This is a genomic window from Rhodopseudomonas sp. RCAM05734, assembly GCF_052658035.1.
Genome location: NZ_CP199742.1, coordinates 1,112,517 through 1,138,121, shown reverse-complemented (window position 1 = coordinate 1,138,121; position 25,605 = coordinate 1,112,517). Strand labels below are relative to the sequence as shown.

The window sequence follows — 25,605 nt, the reverse complement described above, 5'->3', positions numbered from 1 at the left end:
CGCGCCTTATAATACCCACGGTATTATAAGGGCTTACCGCAATGCAATCCGAGGTGTTTGAATGCTTGAGCAGCAACGTGCGGAGGTGCGCGGCCGCTCGATCATGCGTGGCTATCGCGAATCGGCTGCGCGTCGTGGCGATTTCTGCCTGAATGCGAAACGTGAGGTTCCGTCATTTTGCCGAACGATAACGGCGCCGTGCAAATCGATTCACGGCGCCGCTAGATGTCCGATCAGTCAGGAGCTCGCGCCTGCCCGCCTGTCAATTCCGCTGTACGTCCGATCTGGCGCGCGATCATCTTCAGCTTGTGTTGATAGCACGCTATTTCGGAGCCCATAGTTTTACATCAGCCGCGTTGACCTTGACCGGTATCAGGCCTTCGGCGTGAAAGGCGTCGGCGATACGTTGCTGTTCGGCGAGCTTTTCCGGAGTGACGGTGCCGACTCGATAGGAGCGGTGGCTGTTCGCCTCCTCGACCGTGGCGGCATCGATGCCCCACAGGCGCGCGAGCAGGGCGGCGGCGTCCTTCGGATGCGCCTTGACCCACTGGCCGGTCTCATCGAGCTTGCGATAGATCACATTGAGCGCATCGCCATGGCGATCGGCATAGGCGGCCGAAGACAGATAATAGCGTTTGTAGCTCGCCAGCCCGTTGCTGCCGTCGGCGAGTACGCGTGCATTTGAAGCGCGTTGAGCGCTGGTGAGGAATGGATCCCATGCCACCCAGGCATCTACGTTGCCGCCGACAAAGGCAATGCGGCCGTCGGCCGGCGGCAGATAGGCCGGCGTGATTTCCTTGAAGTTGAGGCCGGCCTTGCCGAGCGCGGCGAGCAGCAGGAAGTGGCTGCCGGCGCCCTTGGTGACGGCGACCTTGCGGCCCTTGAGATCGGCCAGCGTCTTGATCGGCGATTCCGCCGGCACCAGAATCGCCTGCGCCGATGGCGATGCGGCCTCTTCGGCGATATAAGCGAGCTTCGCTCCGGCCGCCTGCGCGAAGATCGGTACGGTGTCGGCGACGTCAGCGCCGAAATCGATATTGCCGGTGTTGATTGCCTCTAGCAGCGGCAGACCGCTTGAGAACTCATGCCAGGACACGCGGATGCCGAGCGGCGCCAGCGCCTTGTCGAGGTCGCCGTTGGTTTTCAGGATGGCCGTGAGTGTCGACGACTTTTGATAGCCGATCCGGATCGTCTCGGTGGCGGCAGGCGTCTGGGCGCAGGCAAAATGCACCGACATGATCGACGCCGCAGCGGCAAGAGGCAGCAGGGCTGACCTCTCGGACATACGTTTGAATAGATTGGCAAGGATGATGGTGATCATGAAGGGCTGTGCTTTGCGGGCTGTGAAGACGGTGACCGAAGGCTAGACTCAGACCAGCGCCAGTCAATGGAACGGCCGACTGTAGTTGTGACCGCGACGGCGCGATTGTTCTGCGCAGCGCCCCTCACGTAGCGAAAACATTCTCCGGTATTGCCGGCGAGTTCCGCCGTCGCCTCCACGCGCCCGCGCCGCAAAGAGACGTAAACGCGCGCGCCGCAAAACTATCAAAACAAAACGTTGTCGGTTGGCGCTTTTCTTTGAAAGCATAATCTCGCGGCGCCGGCGTAGCTTTGTCATGCCGCATTCACCCCATGGCCAATGGCAACGGAGCAAGAAAGCAAATGTCCAGATCCCGCAGAACGATCCTCGCCGGCCTTTCGGCCGCGCTGCTATTCTCCGGCCTCGCCGCATTGCCTGCGATGGCGCAGGAGTTGAAGGAGGTCCGCATCGGCTTCCAGAAGGCCGGCATCTTTCCCGCCGTGAAGGCCCGCGGCACGCTCGAGAAGGTGCTGAAGTCGCGCGGCATCCAGGTGAAGTGGGTTGAATTCCAGTTCGGGCCGCCGATTCTAGAGGCGATCAACACAGGCAATGTGGACTTCGGCTTTACCGGCGACGCGCCGCCGATTTTCGCGCAGGCTGCGCGCGCCAACCTGCTTTACGTTGCGGCGCTGCCGTCGGCCGGCGCCAATGAGGCGATCATCGTGCCGGAGAACTCGCCGATCAAGACGCTTGCGGATCTCAAGGGCAAGAAGATCGGCTTTGCCAAGGACTCGAGCGCGCACAACACGACGGTGGCGGCGCTGGAGAAGGGCGGCATTGCCTATTCGGAGATCACGCCGGTGACGCTTGGCCCGGCCGACGCCGTGGCGGCCTTCGCCGGCGGCAACCTCGACGCCTGGACGATCTGGGATCCCTATCTGGCGCTAGCGGAGAAAGGCAAGGTGCGGGTCATCGCTTCCGCGAAGGATGTGCACGACGCCAACTCGTTCTTCCTGGCCAACCGCGACTTCACCGCCAAGCACGTCGACATCGTCGCGTTGCTGAACCAGACCTTTGCCGAAGAATCGAAATGGGCGGGCGAGCACCGCGCCGAGATCGTCGCCAGCCTGCATGAGACCACCGGCGTGGACAGCGAGGCGCTGACGCGGGCGGTGAACCGTTCGACGTTCCTGGTCACGCCGATCACCGACAGGGTGGTGGCGAGCCAGCAGGCCACCGCGGATCGTTTCTTCAAGCTCGGACTGATTCCGAAGGCGATCGATGTGAAGGAGATCGTATGGAGGTGGACGCCGGGATCGTGAGGAAGCTTTGCTATCGTGTCCCGGACGCGGTGCGGCATTCTCAGGCGATGCGCTTGCATCGCCGATATGCCGCTCCGCAGATCCGGGACCCCGTCCTTGTGCGTGATCGCGTGGGCCCCGGATCAGCAGCGCACCATGCGGCCAGGGCCGCGCGTTGCGCAGCATCCGGGGTACGTTCCCTGCAAGCTTAAAGGATCTACCCCAGCATCTCGCGCACCATCGGGATAACCCGGGTGCCGTACAACTCGATGCAATGCATGATCCGCTCGTGGGACAAACCGCCGGCGGAGTACTTCATGTCGAAGCGGGAAAGGCCGAGCGCCTTCGCCGTCGCGGCGATCTTCTTCGCGACGGTCTCCGGCGAGCCGACATAGAGCGAGCCGTGATCGGCCTCCTGGTCGAACTCCCGGCGCTGCATCGGCGGCCAGCCGCGCTCGGCGCCGATGCGGTCGCGCATGATCTTATAGTCCGGCCACAGCCGCTCGCGGGCCAGTTCGTCGGTGTCGGCGACGTAGCCCGGCGAATGCACACCGATCGGCTGAACCGGCCGATCAAGTTGGGCGTAAGCTCGCTTCGAGAGATCCACATAGGGTGCAAAGCGCGTCGGATCGCCGCCGATGATCGCCAGCATCAAGGGCAGATTATAGCGCGCCGCCCGCACCACGGATTCAGGGCTGCCGCCGACGCCGATCCAGGTCTTCAGTGTTCCCACCTCGATCGGCGGGAACACTTGCTGGTCCTTCAGCGGCGGGCGGATGCTGCCCTCCCAGGTGACGGATTTTTCATGGATCAGGGCCGCGAACAGGTCGAGCTTCTGTTCGAACAGCATTTCGTAGTCGGCGAGCGCGAAGCCGAACAGCGGAAACGATTCGGTGAAGGAGCCGCGGCCCAGGATCACCTCGGCGCGGCCGTTCGACAGCGCATCGAGGGTGGAGAAGCGTTGAAACACCCGGATAGGATCGTCGGAAGAAAGCACGGTGACGGCGGAACCGAGTCGGATGCGCGAGGTGCGGGAGGCGATCGCCGCCAGCACCACATCGGGCGCGGACACCGCGAAGTCGGCGCGGTGGTGTTCGCCGATGCCGATGAAATCGATGCCGATGCGGTCGGCGAGAACCGCTTCGTCGACCAGGTTGCGCAGCACCTGCGCGTGCGACAGCGGCGTGCCGTCGGCGTCGTTGGTCACGTCGCCGAATGTGTCGAGGCCGAGTTCGAGCGCTGCCATGATGGGATTCAGTCTAATTCATTGCCGGGCATTGCACGGACGACACTCGGTTGTCGTCACCCGCGAAAGCGGGTGACCCAGTACACGCTGGAAACGCCGCTCTATCGCAAGCGTTCGCGTTTACTGGGTCGCCCGGTCCTGGCGCGCAATTGCGCGCAGGCCGGGCGATGACAGTGGCATTTGGTGAGCCGTCCGTCGATCAGATCTGGCGCTCGACCATCTTCAGCTTGAGTTCTGCGATGGCTTCGGAGGGGTTCAGTCCCTTCGGGCAGGCCTTGGCGCAGTTCATGATGGTGTGGCAGCGATACAACCGGAACGGATCCTCGAGATTGTCGAGGCGCTGGCCGGTGGCTTCGTCGCGGCTGTCCTTGACCCAGCGGGTGGCCTGAAGGAGGGCGGCCGGGCCGAGGAAGCGGTCGCTGTTCCACCAGTAGCTCGGGCACGAGGTCGAGCAGCAGGCGCACAGGATGCATTCGTAGAGGCCGTCGAGTTTCTCGCGGTCGGCGTGGCTCTGCTTCCATTCCTTCTGCGGGGTCGGCGTGGTGGTCTGCAGCCACGGTTCGATCGAGGCGTACTGGGCGTAGAAGTTGGTGAGGTCGGGGATCAGGTCCTTCACCACCGGCTGATGGGGCAGCGGATTGACCTTCACCGGGCCATCCTTCACGTCGTCCATGGCCATGGTGCAGGCCAGCGTGTTCTGGCCGTCGATGTTCATGGCGCAGGAGCCGCACACGCCTTCGCGGCAGGAGCGGCGGAAGGTCAGGGTCGGATCGATGTTGTTCTTGATCCAGATCAGGCCGTCGAGCACCATCGGACCGCAGTCCTTGGTGTCGATGTGATAGGTGTCGACGCCCGGATTCTTGCCGTCATCGGGATTCCAGCGATAGACGCGAAACTCGCGCGTCTCGGTGGCGCCGGCCGGCTTCGGCCATTCCTTGCCGCCGGTGATCTTGGAATTCTTCGGAAGTGCGAACTCGACCATGGTCTCAAGCCTTCGCTGTCATCAGTACACGCGCGGTCATTAGTAGACGCGCGCTTTGGGCGGGATGTACTGCACGTCGTTGGTCATCGTGTAATCGTGCACCGGGCGATACTTGATGTCGGTCTTGCCGCCGCCATCGAGCCACGCCAGCGTATGCTTCATCCAGTTGACGTCGTCGCGCGCCGAGAAATCCTCGCGGGCATGGGCGCCGCGGCTCTCGGTGCGGTTGGCCGCCGAGTCCATGGTAACGACGGCCTGAACGATCAGGTTGTCGAATTCCAGCGTCTCGATCAGGTCCGAATTCCAGGTCAGCGAACGATCCGACACGCTGACATCGACGATGCCGCTGTGCACCTTGTGGATCAGCTCCTTGCCTTCGCTCAGGACCTCGCCGGTGCGGAACACGGCGCAGTTGGTCTGCATCACATGCTGCATGTTTTCGCGCAGCTTCGCCGTAGGCGTGCCGCCCTTGGCATAGCGGTAGTGGTCGAGACGGTTCAGCGCCTTGTCGGCGGAACCGGCCGGCAGGTCCGGCTGTTTGGCGTTGGGCGTCAGCTTCTCGGCGCAGCGCAAGGCTGCGGCGCGGCCGAACACCACGAGATCGATCAGCGAGTTGGAGCCGAGCCGGTTGGCGCCGTGCACCGAGACGCAGGCGGCTTCGCCGACCGCCATCAGGCCCTGCACCACGGCATTGTCGTCGCCGTCCTTCTTGGTGACGACCTCGGCGTGGAAGTTGGTCGGGATGCCGCCCATGTTGTAGTGCACCGTCGGCACGATCGGGATCGGCTGCTTGGTGACGTCGACGCCGGCGAAGATGCGCGCGGAGTCGGAAATGCCCGGCAGACGTTCCGCGAGTACCTTGGGATCGAGATGGTCGAGGTGCAGGAAGATATGATCCTTCTTCTTGCCGACGCCGCGGCCTTCGCGGATCTCGATGGTCATTGCGCGCGAAACGACGTCGCGGGAGGCGAGATCCTTGGCGGACGGCGCATAGCGCTCCATGAAGCGTTCGCCCTCGGCGTTGACGAGATAGCCGCCTTCGCCGCGGGCACCTTCGGTCACCAGACAGCCCGAACCGTAGATGCCGGTCGGGTGGAACTGGACGAACTCCATGTCCTGCAGCGGCAGGCCCGCGCGCAGCGCCATGGCGCCGCCGTCGCCGGTGCAGGTGTGCGCCGAGGTGCAGGAAGCGTAGGCGCGGCCGTAGCCGCCAGTGGCCAGAATGGTGGTCTGCGCCTTAAAGCGGTGCAGCGTGCCGTCGTCGAGCTTGAGCGCGATGACGCCGCGGCAGACGCCCTGGTCATCCATGATCAGGTCGATGGCGAAGTATTCGATGAAGAACTCGGCGGCGTGGCGCAGCGCCTGGCCGTACATGGTGTGCAGCATGGCGTGGCCGGTACGGTCGGCGGCGGCGCAGGTGCGCTGCGCCTGGCCCTTGCCGTAGTCCAGCGTCATGCCGCCGAACGGGCGCTGATAGATCTTGCCGTCTTCGGTGCGCGAGAACGGCACGCCCCAGTGTTCGAGCTCGTAGACGGCGTCGGGCGCGTTGCGCACCATGTATTCGATGGAATCCTGGTCGCCCAGCCAGTCCGACCCCTTGACGGTGTCGTACATGTGCCAGCGCCAGTCGTCGGCATGCATGTTGCCGAGCGAAGCGGAGATGCCGCCCTGCGCCGCGACAGTGTGCGAGCGGGTCGGAAACACTTTGGTGATGCAGGCGGTACGCAGCCCGGCCTCGCCGCAGCCGACCACGGCGCGCAGGCCGGCGCCGCCGGCACCCACCACGACGACGTCGTAGGTATGATCTTCAATCGGGTAGGCGGCGATGCCCGCCCCGTTGGCGCCGTTGCCGTTCGCGGCCATGCGCTACACTCCAGATGACAATTTGAGGATGGCGTAGATCGAGGCCAGCGCGACGGCGGCCGAGAAGAAGTTGTTGGCCATGATCGAGACCAGCTTCAGCTTTTCGTTCTGCACATAGTCTTCCAGCACGACCTGCATGCCGATTTTCATGTGCCAGACGCTGGCAATGATGAACAACAGCATGATCAGCGCAACGAAGGGCGAGCCGAGGATCTGTGCGGCGCCGGCCTGGTTGCGGCCGAGCAGCATCATCACGATCACGACCACCGGGATCATCAGCAGCACCATGGCCACGGCCGTGATGCGCTGGCGCCAGAAATCGCTGGTGCCGGAATGCGACGAACCGAGGCTGCGGACGCGGCCGAGCGGCGTGCGCATGGATTTGGCGGAATGGGTGTCAGGTGCGCTCATCGTCCGGCTCCCAGGGCATAGGCGGCGAGCCACAGCACGATGGTCAGCGAGATGCCGCCGATCAGCGCCGCCCAGGTGAGCCATTCGCGCTCCGAGGCCTTGAACCCGTAGCCGAGATCCCAGACCAGATGGCGGACGCCGCTCAGCATATGGTGCATCAACGCCCAAGTGTAGCCGAAGGCAATGAAGCGGCCGATGAAGCTGCCGGTGAAGGCCTGCACATTGGCGTAGGCGGCGGGGCCGGAGGCGGCGGCGATCAGCCACCAGGCCAGCAGCAGCGTGCCGGCATAAAGGGCAACGCCGGTGGCACGATGCACGATGGACAGCGCCATCGTCAGGGTCCAGCGATAGACTTGCAAATGCGGCGAAAGCGGGCGTTCGATCCTGGCGGTCATCAGCAACTTTGACAGGTTTGCGGGCGAGCGAAAGCGCCCGTGGGGGATCGCGTAGAGCAATTCTATTTACGAAGTCGAAACAGCCAGTGCAACGCCGAAATTGCATTTTTCGAATGCAGGTTCATAGCTTCGGATGAGGCTTGCATTTGAAGGTATTGACAGCTTCCGCCAGTATTGATGGCAATCGCCGGTGAAGCGCGATTCACAAGGGTACAGCGCGCAGGGGCGGAACATCGCATGGCCGGGCTTGAGCTTTCCCAACTACTGGAACTGGCCGTGTTGCTGATCGGCGTCGGTGCCCTCGCGGGTTTTCTCGCCGGCGTATTCGGGATCGGCGGCGGCGCCATCCTGGTGCCGGTGTTCTACGAATGCTTCCGCCTCGCCGGCGTGCCGCTGGAAGTGCGGATGCCGCTCTGCATCGGCACCTCGCTGGCGATCATCATCCCGACCTCGATCCGCTCCTGGCGGGCCCATCATGCCCGCGGCGCGGTCGATCATGCGATCATCAGGCAATGGTGGCTGCCGGTGCTGGCCGGCGTGGTCCTCGGCAGCGTGATTGCGCGCTACGCCCCGGAGCGGCTGTTCAAGATCGTGTTCGTGGCGGTGGCGTGGTCGGCAGCTGCGCGGCTGTTGCTCGGCAAGGACAGCTGGCGGCTCGGCGAGGAAATGCCGCAGGGCGCTCTGATGAAGGCCTATGGCTTCGTCATCGGTCTGCTGTCGACGCTGATGGGCATCGGCGGCGGCCTGTTTTCCAATCTGCTGATGACGTTTCACGGCCGCACCATCCATCAGTCGGTGGCGACCTCCGCAGCACTGGCAGTGCTGATCTCGATCCCCGGCGCGCTCGGCTATGTCTATGCCGGATGGCCGGCAGCGGCAGCCTATCCGGCCGTGGTCCCGCTGCAGTGGCCGTTCGCACTGGGCTACGTATCGCTGATCGGCGCCGTTCTGGTAATGCCGACCAGCCTGATGGTAGCGCCGCTCGGTGTCAGGGCGGCGCATGCCATGTCGAAGCGGACGCTGGAAACCGCCTTCGGCTGCTACCTGTTCATCGTCGGCAGCCGCTTCGTCATCGCGCTGCTGTAGGCGCTATGGCTGCGCGAACTTGTCGAGGCCCTTGCGCTGCAGCCATTTTGACAGCTCGTCGGCAACCGCTTGGTTGTTGAGATCGGCAAAGGCGATGTGTGAATTGCCCCGCAGACCGGCATCCGGGAGCAGCAGGACTTCGCAATCTCCGCCGTGACGATTGACGATCTCGCAGAAGGTCCGGGCCAGCTTGACCGACGTTGCCCAGAGCGGACGCGTGTCGGTGTAGTCGCCGAACACCATCTGGATCGGAAACTTGGTCAGCTTCATGAACTCCGACAGCGGCACGGAATTGGGGCCATAGGGGGCCTTGGGCTCGGGGGCCGGCCCCTCGCCTTCCGGAAAGACAAAGCCGGGGGTCTCGTAGGCGACGATGCCTTTCATGTTTCCGCTCTTGGCCTTCAGTGCCGACAACAGCGCACGCCAGCCGCCGGCCGAATTGGTCAGGGCGACGACCGGTCCGATCTTGTCGATGGCCTGGCCGCCCGCTTCTGCCTGCAGCAAGGCATTCTCGAGCGTATCGAACTCGTCGTAACGGGCGCGTGTCGCCTGGTTCCAGGCTTCGGCATTGGCCGTGGGGAATTGCAGCCCCGGATGCCAGTTCGGATAGGTGATACCGAACCGCCAGGCGGCAAAGTTGCGCTGGTCGAAATACTCGGGCGTATAGGTGATCGGCTCGCAGCTCCAGTTGGCGCGGCCGACGCGCGGGCCGTCCCATAGATAGACCGGATAGCCCTTGCGCAGGAAAATGCTCTTGTAGCCTTCGCCGCCCTCCCAGTTGTTTTCCCACACCTTGGTGCTCGAGCTGTGCCACATGATCAGGCCGACGCTACGCCGCTTGGCGGGAATGAAATATTCGACGTAACCGTGGTCGCAGGACAGGGTCTGGCTGGGGTCATCCGGCTTGCTGATGACCTTGCCCCCGACTTCAAAAGCACCCGTTGAGTCCAGCACGATCGGCGGCTTAGGGCCTTCCGCCTGTGCGAGCGCCGGATGGCCCAGTCCGGCCAGCAACAGCGCGGCGGCGAGTGGCTTCAGCTTTCCGCTGGTTTTCATGGGCTCCCTCCAAGTCTTTTGTTCTTTCCGCTGCACAGGCGGCTGAGCCGGCGGCAGAGGGCGAGGTCTCGCGCCCGTACATTATGAAGGGCACAGGCGTACTCAAGCGGTGCTTCGCGCCATTCCAACAGGCGGAACAGGCTTCGGCGTTCGCCCGCGTCGCCGTGATGCCGGGCGTGATAGTATTCGATTCCGTTCTGCTGTTTATGCCGGGGCATGAACGCCCATGATCACGACCACGACCACCCGCACACCCACGCGCCCGGCGCTGGCCATGTGCATGCGCCCGCCAGTTTCGGCGCGGCCTTTGCCATCGGCATCGGCCTCAACAGCGCCTTCGTCGTGGTGGAGGCGATCTATGGCTATACGTCCGGCTCAATGGCGCTGGTCGCCGACGCCGGGCACAACCTGTCCGACGTGCTTGGCCTGATGGCGGCGTGGACCGCGGCGATCCTGTCGAAGCGGGCGCCCTCGCCACGTTTCACCTATGGACTGCGCGGCTCGTCGATCCTCGCGGCCTTGTTCAATGCCGTGTTCCTGCTGGTGGCGGTGGGCGCCATCGCCTGGGAGGCCATCCAGCGCCTGCTCGTTCCGGAGCCGGTGGCCGGAGTCACGGTGATGGTCGTGGCCGGCATCGGCATCGCCATCAATGGCGTTACGGCCTGGCTGTTTGCGTCGGGCCGCAAGGGCGACCTCAACATCCGTGGCGCCTACCTGCACATGGTGGCTGACGCCGCGGTGTCGGCCGGCGTGGTGCTCGCCGGTCTGCTCATTCTCTATACCGGCTGGAACTGGCTCGATCCGGCAGTCAGCCTGGTGATTTCCGGTGTCATCGTCTGGGGCACGTGGAGCCTGCTGCGCGACTCCACCGCGATGTCGCTAAGCGCCGTGCCGCGCGGCATCGATCCCCACGCCGTGCGCGATTATCTCGAACGGTGCAGCGGTGTGGTGCAGGTTCACGACCTGCACATCTGGCCGATGAGCACGACCGAGGTCGCGCTGACCTGCCACCTGGTGATCCCGGCGGGTTCGCCGGGCGACGCCTGGCTGATGGAAGTGGCGCGCCGCCTGCATCGCGATTTCGGCATCGAGCACGCCACCATCCAAGTCGAGACCGATCCCAACTCGCCCTGCGCACTGGCGCCGGATCACATGGTGTGAACGGTTCTCGAGAGCGGCTCTATTTCTTGTAGATCCCCGCATAGGTGTCGCGCAGCACGTTCTTCTGCACTTTGCCCATGGTGTTGCGCGGCAGGTCGTCGACGAAGATCACCTTCTTCGGCATCTTGAACTTGGCGATGCGGCCGTCGAGCGCGCCGAGCACTTCGGCTTCGCTGACCTCGGCGCCCTTGTTGGTCACCACAACGGCGGTGACGCCCTCGCCGAAGTCGGCATGCGGCACGCCGATGACAGCGGATTCGGTCACGCCGGGCATGGCGTCGATCTCGCTCTCGATTTCCTTCGGATAGACGTTGAAGCCGCCGGAGATCACCAGGTCCTTGCCGCGGCCGAGAATGTGCACGTAGCCCTTGGCGTCGATCTTGCCGAGGTCGCCGGTGATGAAGAAGCCGTCGTCGCGGAATTCCGCCTTGGTCTTCTCCGGCATCCGCCAGTAGCCCTTGAACACGTTGGAGCCCTTGACCTCGATCATGCCGATCGTGTCGGCGGCCAGCTCCTTGCCGGTCTCGGGATCGGTGACGCGCACCGAAACGCCGGGCAGCGCCTGGCCGACGGCGCCGGGCACGCGCTCGCCGTCATAGGGATTCGAGGTGTTCATGTTGGTTTCGGTCATGCCGTAGCGCTCCAGCACGGCGTGGCCGGTGCGCGCGAACCATTCGCGATGGGTTTCCGCCAGCAACGGCGCCGAGCCCGAGATGAACAGCCGCATATGCGCGGTGGACTCTTTGGTCAGGTTCGGGCTCTGCAGCAGCCGCGTGTAGAAGGTCGGCACGCCCATCAGCACCGTGGCGCGCGCCATCAGTTTGATGATCAGTTCGGGATCGAGCTTGGGCAGGAAGATCATCGACGCTCGCGCGAACAGCGTGACGTTGCTAGCCACGAACAGGCCGTGGGTGTGATAGATCGGCAGCGCGTGGATCAGCACGTCCTTGTCGGTGAAGCGCCAGAAGTCGACCAGGCTCAGCGAGTTCGATGCGAGATTGTTGTGGGTCAGCATCGCGCCCTTGGAACGGCCGGTGGTGCCCGACGTGTAGAGGATCGCGGCCAGATCGTCATTTTCGCGCGGCGCCGTCGTGAAGTCCGGCTTCTGCGTCGCCGCGGCTTCGGTCAGCGATCCCTTGCCGTCGGCCCCGAGCGTTTCGACCTTTGCGCCGACCTTGGCGGCGATTGCGGCAAGACCCTCGGCCTTGGCGGGATCGCAGACGATCAGCGACGGCTCGGCGTCGGTGATGAAGTAATCGAGTTCGTTGAGCGTATAGGCGGTGTTGAGCGGCAGGTAGACGGCACCGGCACGCACGGTGGCGAGATACAGCACCAACCCCGGCACCGACTTCTCGGTCTGGGCTGCGACGCGGTCGCCAACCTTGACGCCACGGCTCACCAGCACATTCGCGATCTGCCCGGACAGCGCGATCAGGTCGCCATAGGTGATGCGCAGTCCTTCCGGCGTTTCGATCGCCAGGCGGGTGGCATCGTCGAGATCGTCGAACAGGCGGGAAAACAGATTGGCGTTCAATGCAGCGGTCATGGTGTCACGCATTTTTTCGAGGCGGGGAGCGACCGCGAAGGGTCGCGTCAAACTGACGCGTCTTCATTAGCAAGAACACCACCCCCAAGGCAATTTAGTCGCGCGAACGTCGCCGCGTCCGGAAAGTTTCAGCCAAGGCGAAAAATTTACGCTGAAACCGGCCGAAAACGCTGCCGTAGCTCGGGCATCGGCGGCGCAGTCCGGTCCTCCAAGCAGTCTGCGCCGCTGTAACGACCTCTTCACCGCATCGGCGAATATCCGCCGATCATGAAATCCATTTGGGAGACGATCCATGTCCAAGCGCATTGCACTTCTGTCGGCCATCGCATTCAGCACCCTCGCCATCACCGGCAGCCTGCTGGCCCCCGCATCTGCCGAAGACAAGAAGATGATGAAGAGCGAAATGTCCGGCGAGAAGACCGTGATGGTCGGCGGCGCCGCCATGTTCCCATCGAAGAACATCGTTCAGAACGCCGTCAATTCCAAGGATCACACCACGCTGGTCGCCGCCGTGAAGGCCGCCGGCCTGGTCGATACCCTTGAGAGCAAGGGTCCGTTCACGGTGTTCGCCCCGACCAACGCCGCCTTCGGCAAGCTGCCGGCCGGCACCGTCGATACGCTGGTGAAGCCCGAGAACAAGGCGACACTGACGAAGATCCTCACCTATCATGTGGTCGCCGGCAAGCTGAACGCCGCTGACCTCAAGGACGGCCAGAAGCTGAAGACCGTGGAAGGCGAAGAGCTGACCGTGAAGGCTTCGGGCGGCAAGGTCATGATCGTCGACGCCAAGGGCGGATCCTCGACCGTCACGATCCCGGACGTCAACCAGTCGAACGGCGTGATCCACGTTGTCGACACCGTGCTGATGCCGAGGGCGTAAGATCTGTTCAGCGACAAGCTCACTGTCGTCGCCCGGGCCTGCGCGCAATTGCGCGCCAGGACCGGGCGATCCAGTAAACACGAGTCCCGGTGAAGGAGCCGCGTGTCCAGCGTGTATTGGATCACCCGCTTTCGCGGGTGATGACATGGGAGTGTGTTGCGCACCCTGACTTGTCCCCACAGGATGCGCGTGCGTCCCTTACGGGGCGCGCAACGAGCGAGCCAGGGCAACCTGGCTCGCTTTTTCGTGATCGGTTTGAGGCGCGCCACAAAAACGGATGGCTCGCTGTCGCGTAACAAATGCTAGATTGCCGACGAACTGTCCGTATCGATCACTTCCGATGGATTCCCCGATGTCGACCATGTCAGCTACCGACGAACACGCGGCGCCAGCATCCACCAGGGTAATCCAGCCGGCCTGGGTGCGCATCCTGCATTGGGTCAACGCCGTTGCCATGGTGCTGATGATCATGTCGGGCTGGCAGATCTACAACGCCTCGCCGCTGTTCGATTTTACCTTTTCCCATGCGATTACCCTGGGCGGCTGGCTCGGCGGCGCGATCCAGTGGCATTTCGCGGCAATGTGGCTGTTGATGATCAACGGCCTCGTCTATCTCGTCGCAGGCCTCGCCACCGGCCGCTTCCGCAGGAAGCTGCTGCCGATCACGCCGGCGGGCGTGCTGGGCGACGCCAGAGCGGCGCTCACCGGCAAGCTCTCTCATGACGACCTGACGCGCTATAACAACGTGCAGAAGCTGCTCTATGCCGGGATCATCGTGGTTGGCATCCTGATCGTGCTGTCCGGCCTGTCGATCTGGAAGCCGGTCCAGTTCCAGTACCTCACCGCGTTGTTCGGCGGCTACGACATCGCCCGCTACGTGCATTTCACCATGATGGCATTGATCTGCGCCTTTCTCGTCATCCACGTCGCGCTGGCGCTGCTGGTTCCGAAGAGCCTGCGCGCCATGATCATCGGACGCTAGGGAGAACGAACATGATCAAGACAATTCGCTCGCTCATCATCCCCGGCGTCGACAAGAATCTGCTGGTGCGCGACGCCACCCGGCTCATGCCCGACCTGTCGCGGCGCCGTTTCATCGCGTCGGGCGCCAGCCTGGGCGCGCTGACCTTTCTCACCGGCTGCGACGTCTCCGACAGTTTTTCCGCCGAAAGCATGCTGGCGCAGATCTCCAAGTTCAACGATGGCGTGCAGGCGGCGATCTTCAATCCCAACGCACTGGCGCCGACCTTTTCGGAAAAGGACATCAAGCGGCCGTTCCCGTTCAATGCCTACTACCAGGAGGACGAGGCGCCCGAGGTGGATGGCGCACACTGGAAACTCGAGGTCTCCGGCCTAGTGCAGAACAAGAAGTCATGGACCCTGCCGGAGCTCTACAAGCTGCCCGAGGTGAGCCAGATCACCCGCCACATCTGCGTCGAGGGCTGGAGCGCCATCGGCTCATGGCAGGGCACGCCGCTGCGCGATTTCCTCGCTTTGGTCGGTGCTGACACCAAGGCGAAATATGTCTGGTTCCGCTGCGCAGAGGGCTATACGAGCCCGCTCGACATGCCTACCGCGCTGCATGCGCAGACCCAGATGACCTTCAAGTTCGACAACAAGATCCTCCTGCGCGCCTATGGCTTCCCGATGAAGATCCGGGTGCCGACAAAGCTCGGCTTCAAGAATCCGAAATACGTGGTCTCCATGGAAGTCACCAACGACTACAAGGGCGGCTACTGGGAAGATCAGGGCTACAACGACTTCAGCGGAAGCTGAGCGGCTTCTGGAACGCCGCCGCCACCGCGCCGATGGCCAGTGCGGCGGCTGACACCACGAGCGCCGAGGTGAGGCTTCCGGTGGCGTCGGTGAGGGCGCCGATGGCGATCGGGCCGAGGATCTGGCCGATGCCGAACACGATGGTGACCGCGGCGATCGCCCGGGGCCACGCCTCCGGCGGATAGTTGAAGCGGACGAAGGCGGTCGTGGAGGCCACCACGGCGAAGAAGGCGACGCCGAACACGGCAGCCGATGCCGCCAGCCACCACACGGAGTGACCAAGCAGGGGCAAGGTCGCACCGACGGCGTTGACGCCGAGAATGATCGCAGTGGCGCTGCCGCCGCGGCCGCGCGCAAGGACGCCGCGCCAGACCCATGGCGTGACGAAGGCGGACAGCCCGATCAGAGACCAGAACGCGCTCTGCGCCGCGGCGCCGCCGCCGAGATCGCGGACGTAGGCGATCATGAAGGTCATGTAGGCGATGTAGCCGGCGCCAAACAGGAAATAGCCGGCCAGATAGATCCATACCGGCCGGATCGCGAACGGCGCCGGCGTGGCTTCGGGGCGTCCGGCCGTGTCGTCGAAGGCGACGATAAACAGCGGCACCGTCAGCATTGCGGTGACGAGCGCCAGCGCCAGCCACACGATCCACCACGATCCGGCTCCGAACCCCTGCAGCAGGAACGGGGCCATCAGCCCGGATACCAGGATGCCCAGGCCGGGCCCGGCATAGAACAGGCTGAGCAGGAAGCTGGCCCGGGCCGGCGTGCGCTGCGCGATGGTCGCCGCCAGCGTGCCGCCGGCAACGAAGCCCACCGCGGCGCCGAAGCCGGCCAGCAGCCGGGCCGCGCTCAGGACCGTAAAATCGGCCGACAGGCCGCATAGCAGCAGCGACATCACGCAAGCGAGCGTGCCGGCCCGCACCAAGGCAAACAGCCCGTAGCGCTTGCCGAGGCTTGCTGCCGCCAGCGCGCCGGCCAGGTAACCGGCGGCGTTGACGGTGTTCATGAATCCCGCCGCCGAATAGGACCAGTGCAGGCTGTCGCGCATATCCGGCAGAACCAGCGAATAGGCAAACCGCCCGACGCCCAGCCCGATCGCCGGGGACAGCGACAGCATCAGGATCAACCCGGCGGGGGATGCGGGCGAAGGCGACTGGACGCGGACTGTCAAGGGAAACTCCGGCTTCGCCGCAGTCTGTCGGCTGTGCGCCGCACACTGCAAGGCAGCGAACCGGCAACGCTGTCTTGCCAACCGTGCAATGGCGCTTTAGCACTCCGCGCGCATCAAGAAATTTCAGGGATATCGACCATGGCGACCCACAAACTGCTGCTTCTCCCCGGCGACGGCATCGGCCCCGAAGTGATGGCGGAGGTGAAGCGGCTGATCGACTGGATCGACGCCCAGGGCATCGCGCATTTCACCACCGAAGACGGCCTGGTGGGCGGCGCCGCCTATGACGCCGACAAGCTGGCCATCACGGATGCCACGATGGCCCGGGCGGAAGCCGCCGATGCCATTATCTTCGGCGCCGTGGGCGGACCGAAATGGGACGCCGTGCCCTATGAGGCGCGCCCCGAGGCCGGCCTGCTGCGCCTGCGCAAGGATCTCGGCCTGTTCGCCAACCTGCGGCCGGCAGTGTGCTATCCGGCGCTGGCGGATTCATCGAGCCTGAAGCGCGAGATCGTCGAGGGCCTCGACATCATGATCGTGCGCGAGCTGACCGGCGGCGTGTATTTCGGCGAGCCGAAGACCATCACCGATCTCGGCAACGGCCAGAAGCGCGCCATCGATACCCAAGTCTACGACACCTACGAGATCGAGCGCATCGCGCGCGTCGCTTTCGATCTGGCGCGCAAGCGTCAGAACAAGGTGACGTCGATGGAAAAGCGCAACGTCATGAAATCCGGCGTGTTGTGGAACGAGGTGGTGACGCAGGTGCACGGCCGTGAATACACGGACGTCAAGCTCGAGCACCAGCTCGCGGATTCCGGCGGCATGAACCTGGTGAAATGGCCGAAGCAGTTCGACGTCATCGTCACCGACAATCTGTTCGGCGACATGCTCTCCGACATCGCGGCGATGCTGACGGGGTCATTGGGCATGCTGCCGTCGGCCTCGCTCGGCGAAGTCAATGCCAAGACCGGTAAACGCAAGGCGATGTATGAGCCGGTGCACGGCTCGGCACCGGATATCGCAGGCACCGGCAAGGCCAATCCGCTGGCCATGATCGCCTCGTTCGGCATGGCGCTGCGCTATTCGTTGGAACTCGGTGAGCTCGCCGACAAGGTCGATGAAGCCATCGCCGCGGTGCTGGCCAAGGGCCTGCGCACGGCGGATATCGCAACTGCGGGATCCGCGACGGTCAGCACGGCGCAAATGGGCGAGGCACTGCTGGCCGAGCTGCAGGCGCTGCACGGGTAAGTCGCGCCTCCGCAGTCGTTCCCGCCGCTATCTCCGACGTCATCCTGAGGAGCGCGCTCTTGCGCGCCTCGAAGGATGGAGCGCCGACACCGGTGGCCGCATCCTTCGAGGCTCGCCGAAGGCGGCGAGCGCCTCAGGATGACGATGCTGGTGCTTTTGGCGCACGCAAATAAAAATGCCCGGCTCAGCCGGGCATTTTTCGTCAATCGATGTTGCTGCGCTCAGTACAGCGGGAAGCGCTCCGGATAGCCGCCGAGATCCCACTGCGAATTCAAGGGCTGGCGGTCGGTCGGGCGGTTCAGGTTTTCGCGGGCGAAGGAGTAGCCCGGCGGGAAGGCGTAATCGCTGAACTTGCGGTCGCCGGGCAGCACTTCGACGCCGGCATCGAGCCAGGACCGCTTGGTCACGAACACGCGGGTACGCGGACCGGACATGTAGGAGGTGTTGGGGCCGCTGCGGCCGTAGGCAATCGGGCGACCGCGGTCGTCATATTTGCGCTTGGCGGCATCGGCCTGGGTGGCGCCAAGGCCCACCGCAACCACGGCGATCGCCGCGAGCAGCTTTGCAATCGTCTTCGCGGCGGGGAATTTCACGGTCATTACATCCTCATGGGCGTCAGGTGGGGCGAGCGATGCGGCGCACCCTGATTTGCTGCCAGTTTAGCTGCCGCAGGTATAGGGCCACAAGGTCAATCCGGCCACACCCCATCACATAATGCCCGCCGCGGCGGAATGTTGCATCAGGACCAGAGGCTTGAGCCTGATCGGGCGCTTCGATGTTCACAAACTGCCGCGCAGCAGCGGATTTTGGGCGCCGGTGACCCAGTCGGCAGAGGTCGCGCTCAGCGCCGACCCGGTGGAGCAACTGCCGCGCTTGAGTTCGGCGTGGGCGAACAATTCCGCCAGTTTCGGGTCACCGCCGGCGGTCAGCAGGATCAGCCGATTGAGGGTGCAGGCGATGGCGGCGCGGCGCGCCGGCAGGCTGTCGCCCTGGCAGGACCAGCCGGAAATCCGCAGGTTGGCGGTGTCGAGGTTTTTCATGAAGCCGAGGCAGCGCTGGACGTCATTCATGCGATCGGCGAAGCCGAACAGCGACACCGGGCCGAACTTGCTGTCGACGATGCCTTCACCGGCGATTTCCCTGGTGCCGTCGGGGTCCATGCGGGCGGCAACGGCGGCGGCCGGCGGCCCGTCAGCGCTGGCCTCGGCGCCGGGGCGGTACAATTCCAGCTCGGCAATCGGCCTTTCATGGGGGGCGGCCCAGCGCAGGATATCCTTGCGGCCGCCATCCGGATGCCGAAGGATTTCGTAAGTCTCTGTTTTGCCAGAAGAATCGAACTGGCTGACGGCAAAAGCCGGATGCGAACGCGCAGCCACGCTCCAGCCTGTCCGGGCCGGCTCCGTGGGCGTCTCCAGTTCGATGCGGTCGAACAGGGTGACGGCGACGATGACAAGGAAGGCCAGGCCCCCCATATAGGCCACCAAGTGCACGATGGTGCGCTGGCAGTCGTCGGCAAAGCTCTGCAAGGCCGGGTGGATGCCGGCATGGCGGGCACGATGTTCGGCTGGAATTGAACGCATCAGAACACACAGGTGGGCGCGAAATCGTCGGAAGTTGTCTTGCTCGCGTTTTTCGCATAGAAGCGCTGCCTCTTCCCTTTCCGCTGTGAGCGGGGGCGAAGCATTTTTCTTCGGAGAGTGAACGATGGGTTACAAAGTCGCGCTGGTCGGAGCGACCGGCAATGTCGGGCGTGAAATGCTCAACATCCTGGACGAACGTAAATTCCCCGCTGACGAGGTGGTGGCGCTGGCCTCCCGCCGCAGCATGGGCGTCGAAGTGTCCTATGGCGACCGTACCCTGAAATGCAAAGCGCTGGAGCATTACGACTTCAGCGACGTCGACATCTGCCTGATGTCGGCCGGCGGCGCCGTGTCCAAGGAATGGTCGCCGAAGATCGCCGCGGCCGGCGCCGTGGTGATCGACAATTCGTCGCAGTGGCGGATGGATCCGGACGTGCCGCTGATCGTGCCGGAGGTGAACGCCGACGCGGTTGCCGGCTTCACCAAGAAGGGCATCATCGCCAATCCGAACTGCTCGACCGCGCAGCTGGTGGTGGCGCTGAAGCCGCTGCACGACAAGGCTGTGATCAAGCGCGTGGTGGTCTCGACCTATCAGTCGGTGTCGGGCGCCGGCAAGGAAGCGATGGACGAATTGTTCTCGCAGACCAAGGCCGTCTACACCAACAGCGAACTGGTCAACACCAAATTCCCGAAGCGGATCGCCTTCAACGTCATCCCGCAGATCGACGTGTTCATGGAAGACGGCTTCACCAAGGAAGAGTGGAAGATGATGATGGAGACCAAGAAGATTCTTGATCCCAAAATCAGGCTGACCGCGACCTGCGTGCGCGTGCCGGTGTTCGTCGGCCACTCCGAAGCGGTCAACATCGAATTCGAGAACCCGATCTCGGCCGATGAAGCCCGCGACATCCTGCGCAACGCGCCGGGTTGCCTGGTGATCGACAAGCGTGAGCCCGGCGGCTACGTCACGCCCTATGAATCCGCCGGCGAGGACGCCACCTACATCAGCCGCATCCGTGAGGACAACACGGTGGAAAACGGCCTGGTGCTGTGGTGCGTGTCCGACAACCTGCGCAAGGGTGCGGCGCTCAACGCGATCCAGATCGCGGAATGCCTGATCAACCGCAAGCTGATCAGCGCGAAGAAGAAAGCGGCGTAACTTGCTTACCCTCCCCTTAGCGCAGCGAAGCTGCGCGAGAGGGGGAGGGTCGTTTGTTGCCGGCGGAGCCGGCAGCGAGCGGGGTGGGGTGACAGCGCCTCGGTGAGACGATGGTCTCTCCTCCTGCTCTGCCCGCTTCTTTGACCATTGGTTCGGACTGCGATCGGAGCTTCACCCCACCCCGACGCGCATCACGCTTCGCGTGCCGCACGTCGACCCTCCCCCTCCAGGGGAGGGTGAAGTTACCTCACCGACACGAATTCCTTCGCTTCCTGATCCAGCACCGACAGCGAGCCCACCGCGACGCCGAAATAGGCGCCGTGCAGCTGCAGCTCGCCGCGGATGATGGCGGATTTGACGAACGGGAAGGTCAGCAGATTTTCCAGGCTGCGCATCACCGCGGCCTTTTCGATGCGGGTGGCAAAATCCGTCATGGTCTCATGGCCGCGGATCTCGACCTTCTCACCGGGCTTGATGAACATCGACATCCAGCGCCCGATGAAATCGCCGGGCGATAGCGGCGCGGCGTTGTCGACGAAGGCGCGGATGCCGCCGCATTGTGCGTGGCCGAGCACCACGATGTGCTTCACCTTCAGCACCTGAACGGCATATTCCAGCGCCGCCGAAACGCCGTGGGCGCCGCCGTCGGGCTGATACACCGGCACAAGGTTGGCGATGTTGCGCACCACAAAGAGTTCACCGGGGCTGGCGTCGAAGATGACCTCCGGTGACACGCGTGAATCGCAACAGCCGATCACCATCACTTCCGGGGACTGCCCGCGCTCCGACAGTTCGCGATAGCGCGACTGCTCGGTGGGCAGCCGCTGCGCGGTGAAGGTCTGGTAGCCGGAGATCAGGTTCGCTGGGAAGGTCATGGGTACCTCATGGGTTGCCCCGATTCACCATAGGACGCAGCCGCGAACAAGCCTTTCGGGCCGCCGGCCGAAATGTTATCGCGGCATGGCCATAAACCGAGGGAAGAACGCCATGATCCGTCCGCGCCGCAGTCTGCTGTTCATGCCGGGATCGAACCCGCGTGCGCTGGAAAAGGCCCGCACCCTGCCGGTGGACGGCGTCATCCTCGACCTCGAGGACGCAGTGGCGCCGGACGCCAAGGCCGCCGCGCGCGACAACATCGCCGCGGCGGTTGCCGCCCGCGGCTTCGGCAAGCGCGAGGTGATTATCCGCATCAACGCGCTGGATTCCCCTGGTGGATCGACGACGTGACCATGGCCGGCAAGGTCAGGCCCGACGGCATCCTGGTGCCCAAGGTGTCCAGCGTGGAGGATTTGTCGGCGATCGCCGACCGGCTCAGCGACATCAATGCCGACATGGCGATCAAGGTCTGGGCGATGATCGAGACCTCGCGCGCCATCCTGCATTGTGAGGAACTGGCGGCGTGTTCGAAGGATTCCGAGATGCGGCTGGCCGGCTTCGTGTTCGGCCCCAACGACATCGCCCGCGAGACCCGCATCGCGATGCGGCCCGGCCGCGCGGCCATGCTGCCGATGATCACCCATTGCGTGCTGGCGTCACGGTTGTACGGCCTCGACATCCTCGATGGCCCTTATAGCGGCATCGGCGATGCCGAGGGCTTTGCCGAAGAAGCCGCCCAGGGCCGCGACCTTGGCTTCGACGGCAAGACGCTGATCCATCCCGGCCAGATCGAGGCCTGCAACCGGATCTTTACGCCGCCGGACGACGAAGTGGCGCAGGCGCGTCGCATCCTCGCGGCCTTCGCACAGCCGGAAAACGCCTCGCGCGGCGCTATTCAGCTTGACGGCAAGATGGTGGAGCGGCTGCACGCCGAGATGGCCAAGCGCACCATCGCGATTGCGGATGCGATCGCGGCCATGGGGTGACGAGGACATTGCTGCCGTAGGATGGGGTGAGCCAACGGGTCGCGCGAAGCGCGCCCGATGATAAACTCCGCGAAACCCATCGCAGCAGTCAATAGCGGGATGGGTTTCGCAAGCGCTCAACCCATCCCGCGTTCGGTGCTTACGCCCAGGCGCGTTCGGTCTTCGCCTTGGCTTCGTAGGCGTCGATGGAGGTCTGCTTTTCCTTGGTCAGGCCGATGTCGTCGAGGCCGTTGAGCATGCAGTGCTTGCGGAACGCGTCGATCTCGAAATGCACCGTGCCGCCGTCGGGGCCGCGGATTTCCTGGGCCGCCAGATCGATGGAGACGGTGGCGTTGGCGCCGCGCTCGGCGTCGTCGAACAGCTTGTCGAGGTCGTCCTGGGAGACGCGGATCGGCAGCACGCCGTTCTTGAAGCAGTTATTGTAGAAGATGTCGCCGAACGAGGTCGAGATCACGCAGCGGATGCCGAAGTCGAGCAGCGCCCAGGGCGCGTGCTCACGGCTCGAGCCGCAGCCGAAATTGTCGCCGGCGACCAGGATCCTGGCGTTGCGATAGGCCGGCTTGTTGAGGATGAAGTCCGGGTTCTCGCTGCCGTCGTCCTTGTAGCGCGCTTCGGAAAACAGGCCCTTGCCGAGACCGGTGCGCTTGATTGTCTTCAGGTACTGTTTCGGGATGATCATATCGGTGTCGACATTGATCACCTTCATCGGCGCGGCGACGCCTTCCAGCGTGGTGAACTTTTCCATGAGCGTTTTCCCAGATTGAGGTGGCGTTTTAGCCCGATCGGGGCTGGGGTCCAAGGCCGATTTGCGCAGGGCTAGTCCTTCACCTGCGCCTCGATGGCCTCCATGTCGTCATCCGACAGGCCGAAATGGTGGCCGATCTCGTGGATCAGGACATGGCGGACGATATGGCCCAGGGTCTCGTCGTGTTCGGCCCAGTAATCCAGGATCGGCCGGCGATACAGCCAGATCATGTTGGGCGGCTGCCCGGTGTTGTCGTGGCTCTGGAACGGCAGGCCGACGCCCTGGAACAGGCCGAGCAGGTCGAATTCGGTCTCGGCCTGCATCTCTTCCAGCACCTCCTCGGTGGGAAAGTCGTCGACCCGGATGATCACACCCTCGCACAGCGCGCGAAAGGTCTGGGGCAGGCGCGCGAACATGTCGTGCGCCATCTCTTCCATTTCGGCGAGGGTCGGGGATCTTGCTGACGGCCACATGCCGTCTTCTTAGGAGATCGCGGCGGATTGCGCAAAAGCCGGGTTTCCGGCCGGCGGATGCGGTTGACGGCGGGGCGACAATCGGGGACTTTGCCCTCCGAATGGGTTCGGTTCGGGGCGTTATGATGCGGCTTACAGCAGCAATGATCGGGTTTGCGATGGCGACGGGATCGCTGGCGATGGCATCGCTGCCGTCAGCCTCGGCGCAGGCCCAGACCGCAGCGCCGCGCCTGGCGCAGGCGCAGCAGGCGGAACTCCCGGCGCAAAGCCGAAGGCCGCGCGCGCGGGTGCGGATCTATCGCAACGATGGCAGGCCTGATGTTTCCCCGCGCTACAATCCCGGGCCCAACGCCGTGCGCGATTGCACTGCCACTTATGTGCAGGAGTTCCGCCCGAGCGGCACGGTCATCGTTCCGCGCATGAACTGCTTCTGGCGTCCGGGCTAAATCGTCTCGGTCCGCCGACTCGCATTCACGATCGCGTCGATTTGTTCCGTCGCTGCGACAGAACATCCCGCATCTTGTTGTCGCATCAGCCATTCACTTTGTATTCACGTCCGGCGACCTAGCGTTGCTTCACGGGCGATGAAACAACACTGCAATGATGCCCAACGAAGGAGCGACACCACATGAACGTGAAAAAGATTTTCGGCTTGTTTGCCGTCGCGGGACTGCTGTTCGTGACGGCCCCGGCGCAGCAGGCCAGCGCGATGTCGCTCGGTAGCCCCGGTGTTGCCGCAGCCGTGCAGAATGGTGCCGGTGAAAAACTCACCACCGAGGTGCAGTATCGGCGTCATCACCACGGCTATCGCCCGCATCACGGCTACCGTCGTCACCATGGCTGGCACCGCCCGCCCGTGATCCGTCGGCACCACGGCTGGCATCACGGCCGTCCGCATCACCGCCGTCATTTCCGCTATTGATCGACTCACGATCGAACACCAACGGGCCCGCTTGCGGGCCCGTTGCACTGTGCCGCGCGTCGCGTTGTCGCGGAAACGATATGCGGCGAAATGCATTATGTGAATTATATGAGATGTCACCAACGACGACGAGGACAGACATGAAAACCTGGATTGGCGCAGCCTTCATCGCGGCAACGGTCAGTTTGAGCGGCGGTCTGACAGCCGGATCGGCGAATGCGGCGCCGCAAGCGCAGCAAAAAGCCGACGCTGCCAGCAAGTCGAAGGCAACCAAGGCCACCGATGTCAGCGCGCGCCGCCGGCACCATCACCACAGGCACCACGGCTACCATTCGCGCTACTACGGTCCACGCTACGGTTACGCGCGTCCTTACTATCGCTCCTATGTCGGCCCGACATATTATAGCGGCTCCCCGTACTACGGATCCTATGGTTATGCCCGGCCGGCCTATTACGGCAGCTCGTTCTATGGCCCGCGGCCGTATGGTTACGGCGGCTATCGCCCGTATCGCAGCTATGCCTATGGCGCCTACGGTTACGGCGGCGGATATGGCTTCGGTGGCGGACCGCTCCGTGTCGGATTTGGTCTCGGCTTCGGCGGCTGGTAGCAGGACCTCGTCACTCACGTAAACATCAACGGGCGCCCATCGGGCGCCCATTTCGTTTCGGCCGTCGCAGCATTCATGATGCATTCACCTCGGCTTCGGTAGCCCTTTCCCAAGGGCACAATCTCGGCCGTTGGGAGGAACCTCGATGATGAACATGCGAATCGTCAGGCGTGGGCTGGTGCGCGCGTTCGGCGCGGCTGCAGCAGCCGCCTTTGTGATATCAGCCGCGCCTGCGGCGCAGGCGCTGTCGCCGATCGGCGCGGGTGGATCGCCGGCCGCACGGCAGGCGCCAGACGCGTTGACGACGCAGATCCGTTTCGGCGGTCACCATGGCGGTGGCGGTTTCCACGGCGGCGGAGGTGGCTTTCATGGTGGCGGTGGATTCCGCGGCGGAGCACCGGCATTCCACGGTGGGGGCGGCGGGTTCAGGGCTGCGCCGTCCTTTCGCGCCGGTCCGGCCTTTCACGGCGGCGGCTTCCGGCACGGCCACGGTTTCCATGGCGGCGGCCTGCGCTACGGCGCGCCGTTCATCGCGCGGCGCCATGTCTATGCACCCGCGCCCTACTATGGTTCTCGCCGGCATCACTTCCGCCCGCGCTACTACGGCTATGCGCCGGTCTACTACGGGCCCCGTTACTATCATCCGCGCCGCTTCTGTCGGATCGTGATGACCTACTACGGACCGCGAAAAATCTGTCGCCATCGCCCGTGGGTACGCCATCACTGGCGGCACCATCACCGGCGCTTCAATGTGTATTGGTAGCTAACCGTCGCCGTAACCAAACAACGCAGCTGTCATCGCCCGCCCTGCGCGCAATTGCGCGACAG

At 64.0% G+C, this 25,605-nt stretch carries 26 protein-coding genes and 1 pseudogene; 13 read left to right on the top strand and 14 right to left on the bottom strand.

The window, feature by feature from the left end; translation table 11 throughout:
- Positions 1-322: 322 nt before the first annotated feature.
- On the bottom strand, positions 323-1,237 hold the full coding sequence (locus ACUXVA_RS05590) for an aliphatic sulfonate ABC transporter substrate-binding protein (RefSeq protein WP_265083497.1): 915 nt from the start codon (positions 1,235-1,237) through the stop codon (positions 323-325).
- 425 nt (positions 1,238-1,662) lie between these two features.
- On the opposite strand from ACUXVA_RS05590, the gene ACUXVA_RS05585 reads away from it, so the two are divergent.
- The gene (locus ACUXVA_RS05585; RefSeq protein ID WP_265081168.1) at positions 1,663-2,622 is read left to right on the top strand and encodes an aliphatic sulfonate ABC transporter substrate-binding protein; all 960 of its coding nucleotides are present in this window, start codon (positions 1,663-1,665) and stop codon (positions 2,620-2,622) included.
- Positions 2,623-2,818: 196 nt separating this feature from the next.
- Here the strand turns inward: ACUXVA_RS05585 and ACUXVA_RS05580 are convergent, their stop codons facing one another.
- From ACUXVA_RS05580 to sdhC, 5 genes are all read right to left on the bottom strand, one after another.
- A complete protein-coding gene (locus ACUXVA_RS05580) occupies positions 2,819-3,847 on the bottom strand; it encodes an LLM class flavin-dependent oxidoreductase (protein WP_445491195.1) in 1,029 nt (342 codons plus the stop codon).
- Between the two features lie 199 nt (positions 3,848-4,046).
- Positions 4,047-4,829, bottom strand: coding sequence for a succinate dehydrogenase iron-sulfur subunit (locus ACUXVA_RS05575; RefSeq protein ID WP_265081169.1), 783 nt, complete (start codon positions 4,827-4,829; stop codon positions 4,047-4,049).
- A 39-nt stretch (positions 4,830-4,868) separates the two neighbouring features.
- Positions 4,869-6,692, bottom strand: coding sequence for a succinate dehydrogenase flavoprotein subunit (gene sdhA / locus ACUXVA_RS05570; RefSeq protein ID WP_265081170.1), 1,824 nt, complete (start codon positions 6,690-6,692; stop codon positions 4,869-4,871).
- Positions 6,693-6,695: 3 nt separating this feature from the next.
- The gene (sdhD, locus tag ACUXVA_RS05565; protein ID WP_265081171.1) at positions 6,696-7,103 is read right to left on the bottom strand and encodes a succinate dehydrogenase, hydrophobic membrane anchor protein; all 408 of its coding nucleotides are present in this window, start codon (positions 7,101-7,103) and stop codon (positions 6,696-6,698) included.
- Complete coding sequence (sdhC, locus tag ACUXVA_RS05560) at positions 7,100-7,498, bottom strand: succinate dehydrogenase, cytochrome b556 subunit (protein WP_265081172.1); 399 nt, start codon at positions 7,496-7,498, stop codon at positions 7,100-7,102. Before sdhC ends, sdhD begins: the two co-directional genes overlap by 4 nt.
- Before the next feature lie 237 nt (positions 7,499-7,735).
- On the opposite strand from sdhC, the gene ACUXVA_RS05555 reads away from it, so the two are divergent.
- Positions 7,736-8,584 (top strand): sulfite exporter TauE/SafE family protein, encoded by an 849-nt coding sequence (locus tag ACUXVA_RS05555; RefSeq protein WP_445491192.1) that lies wholly within the window; start codon positions 7,736-7,738, stop codon positions 8,582-8,584.
- A gap of 3 nt (positions 8,585-8,587) precedes the next feature.
- Here the strand turns inward: ACUXVA_RS05555 and ACUXVA_RS05550 are convergent, their stop codons facing one another.
- Complete coding sequence (locus ACUXVA_RS05550) at positions 8,588-9,640, bottom strand: alpha/beta hydrolase (protein ID WP_445491190.1); 1,053 nt, start codon at positions 9,638-9,640, stop codon at positions 8,588-8,590.
- Between the two features lie 216 nt (positions 9,641-9,856).
- Between ACUXVA_RS05550 and ACUXVA_RS05545 the strand changes: the two genes are divergently transcribed.
- Positions 9,857-10,801 (top strand): cation diffusion facilitator family transporter, encoded by a 945-nt coding sequence (locus ACUXVA_RS05545; RefSeq protein WP_265081176.1) that lies wholly within the window; start codon positions 9,857-9,859, stop codon positions 10,799-10,801.
- A gap of 19 nt (positions 10,802-10,820) precedes the next feature.
- On the opposite strand, the gene ACUXVA_RS05540 is transcribed toward ACUXVA_RS05545, so the two are convergent.
- On the bottom strand, positions 10,821-12,347 hold the full coding sequence (locus ACUXVA_RS05540) for a malonate--CoA ligase (protein ID WP_265081177.1): 1,527 nt from the start codon (positions 12,345-12,347) through the stop codon (positions 10,821-10,823).
- Between the two features lie 292 nt (positions 12,348-12,639).
- On the opposite strand from ACUXVA_RS05540, the gene ACUXVA_RS05535 reads away from it, so the two are divergent.
- The 3 genes from ACUXVA_RS05535 (at position 12,640) to ACUXVA_RS05525 (ending at position 15,003) form a co-directional block, all read left to right on the top strand.
- Positions 12,640-13,227, top strand: a complete 588-nt coding sequence (locus tag ACUXVA_RS05535) for a fasciclin domain-containing protein (RefSeq protein ID WP_445491187.1) — start codon at positions 12,640-12,642, stop codon at positions 13,225-13,227.
- A 352-nt stretch (positions 13,228-13,579) separates the two neighbouring features.
- Complete coding sequence (locus ACUXVA_RS05530; RefSeq protein WP_265081178.1) at positions 13,580-14,209, top strand: cytochrome b/b6 domain-containing protein; 630 nt, start codon at positions 13,580-13,582, stop codon at positions 14,207-14,209.
- An 11-nt stretch (positions 14,210-14,220) separates the two neighbouring features.
- Positions 14,221-15,003, top strand: coding sequence for a molybdopterin-dependent oxidoreductase (locus tag ACUXVA_RS05525; protein ID WP_265081179.1), 783 nt, complete (start codon positions 14,221-14,223; stop codon positions 15,001-15,003).
- Here ACUXVA_RS05525 and ACUXVA_RS05520 read toward each other — a convergent pair.
- Positions 14,990-16,123, bottom strand: coding sequence for a YbfB/YjiJ family MFS transporter (locus ACUXVA_RS05520; RefSeq protein WP_265083499.1), 1,134 nt, complete (start codon positions 16,121-16,123; stop codon positions 14,990-14,992). The genes ACUXVA_RS05525 and ACUXVA_RS05520 overlap by 14 nt on opposite strands.
- A gap of 192 nt (positions 16,124-16,315) precedes the next feature.
- On the opposite strand from ACUXVA_RS05520, the gene leuB reads away from it, so the two are divergent.
- Positions 16,316-17,428 carry a 3-isopropylmalate dehydrogenase gene (leuB, locus tag ACUXVA_RS05515; protein ID WP_265081180.1) on the top strand — a complete coding sequence of 371 codons (1,113 nt, stop codon included), beginning with the start codon at positions 16,316-16,318 and terminating at the stop codon, positions 17,426-17,428.
- 221 nt (positions 17,429-17,649) lie between these two features.
- On the opposite strand, the gene ACUXVA_RS05510 is transcribed toward leuB, so the two are convergent.
- Together ACUXVA_RS05510 and ACUXVA_RS05505 are read right to left on the bottom strand one after the other, a co-directional pair.
- Entirely contained in the window at positions 17,650-18,027 is a 378-nt protein-coding gene (locus ACUXVA_RS05510) for a hypothetical protein (RefSeq protein WP_265081181.1), read from the bottom strand.
- Between the two features lie 180 nt (positions 18,028-18,207).
- Positions 18,208-19,008, bottom strand: a complete 801-nt coding sequence (locus tag ACUXVA_RS05505) for a hypothetical protein (protein ID WP_265081182.1) — start codon at positions 19,006-19,008, stop codon at positions 18,208-18,210.
- 124 nt (positions 19,009-19,132) lie between these two features.
- On the opposite strand from ACUXVA_RS05505, the gene ACUXVA_RS05500 reads away from it, so the two are divergent.
- The gene (locus ACUXVA_RS05500; protein WP_265081183.1) at positions 19,133-20,167 is read left to right on the top strand and encodes an aspartate-semialdehyde dehydrogenase; all 1,035 of its coding nucleotides are present in this window, start codon (positions 19,133-19,135) and stop codon (positions 20,165-20,167) included.
- Positions 20,168-20,409: 242 nt separating this feature from the next.
- On the opposite strand, the gene ACUXVA_RS05495 is transcribed toward ACUXVA_RS05500, so the two are convergent.
- On the bottom strand, positions 20,410-21,042 hold the full coding sequence (locus tag ACUXVA_RS05495) for a carbonic anhydrase (RefSeq protein ID WP_265081184.1): 633 nt from the start codon (positions 21,040-21,042) through the stop codon (positions 20,410-20,412).
- A 112-nt stretch (positions 21,043-21,154) separates the two neighbouring features.
- Between ACUXVA_RS05495 and ACUXVA_RS05490 the strand changes: the two are divergent.
- Positions 21,155-22,029, top strand: a pseudogene (locus tag ACUXVA_RS05490) (HpcH/HpaI aldolase/citrate lyase family protein).
- A 139-nt stretch (positions 22,030-22,168) separates the two neighbouring features.
- Here the strand turns inward: ACUXVA_RS05490 and leuD are convergent.
- Positions 22,169-22,774 (bottom strand): 3-isopropylmalate dehydratase small subunit, encoded by a 606-nt coding sequence (leuD, locus tag ACUXVA_RS05485; RefSeq protein WP_265081185.1) that lies wholly within the window; start codon positions 22,772-22,774, stop codon positions 22,169-22,171.
- 71 nt (positions 22,775-22,845) lie between these two features.
- Positions 22,846-23,247, bottom strand: coding sequence for a metallopeptidase family protein (locus ACUXVA_RS05480; RefSeq protein WP_445491182.1), 402 nt, complete (start codon positions 23,245-23,247; stop codon positions 22,846-22,848).
- A gap of 122 nt (positions 23,248-23,369) precedes the next feature.
- Between ACUXVA_RS05480 and ACUXVA_RS05475 the strand changes: the two genes are divergently transcribed.
- The 4 genes from ACUXVA_RS05475 (at position 23,370) to ACUXVA_RS05460 (ending at position 25,540) form a co-directional block, all read left to right on the top strand.
- The gene (locus tag ACUXVA_RS05475; protein WP_445491180.1) at positions 23,370-23,693 is read left to right on the top strand and encodes a hypothetical protein; all 324 of its coding nucleotides are present in this window, start codon (positions 23,370-23,372) and stop codon (positions 23,691-23,693) included.
- A gap of 182 nt (positions 23,694-23,875) precedes the next feature.
- Complete coding sequence (locus tag ACUXVA_RS05470; RefSeq protein WP_265081188.1) at positions 23,876-24,169, top strand: hypothetical protein; 294 nt, start codon at positions 23,876-23,878, stop codon at positions 24,167-24,169.
- 140 nt (positions 24,170-24,309) lie between these two features.
- Positions 24,310-24,777 (top strand): hypothetical protein, encoded by a 468-nt coding sequence (locus ACUXVA_RS05465; protein ID WP_265081189.1) that lies wholly within the window; start codon positions 24,310-24,312, stop codon positions 24,775-24,777.
- A 148-nt stretch (positions 24,778-24,925) separates the two neighbouring features.
- Positions 24,926-25,540 (top strand): hypothetical protein, encoded by a 615-nt coding sequence (locus tag ACUXVA_RS05460; RefSeq protein WP_445491177.1) that lies wholly within the window; start codon positions 24,926-24,928, stop codon positions 25,538-25,540.
- Positions 25,541-25,605: the final 65 nt, after the last annotated feature.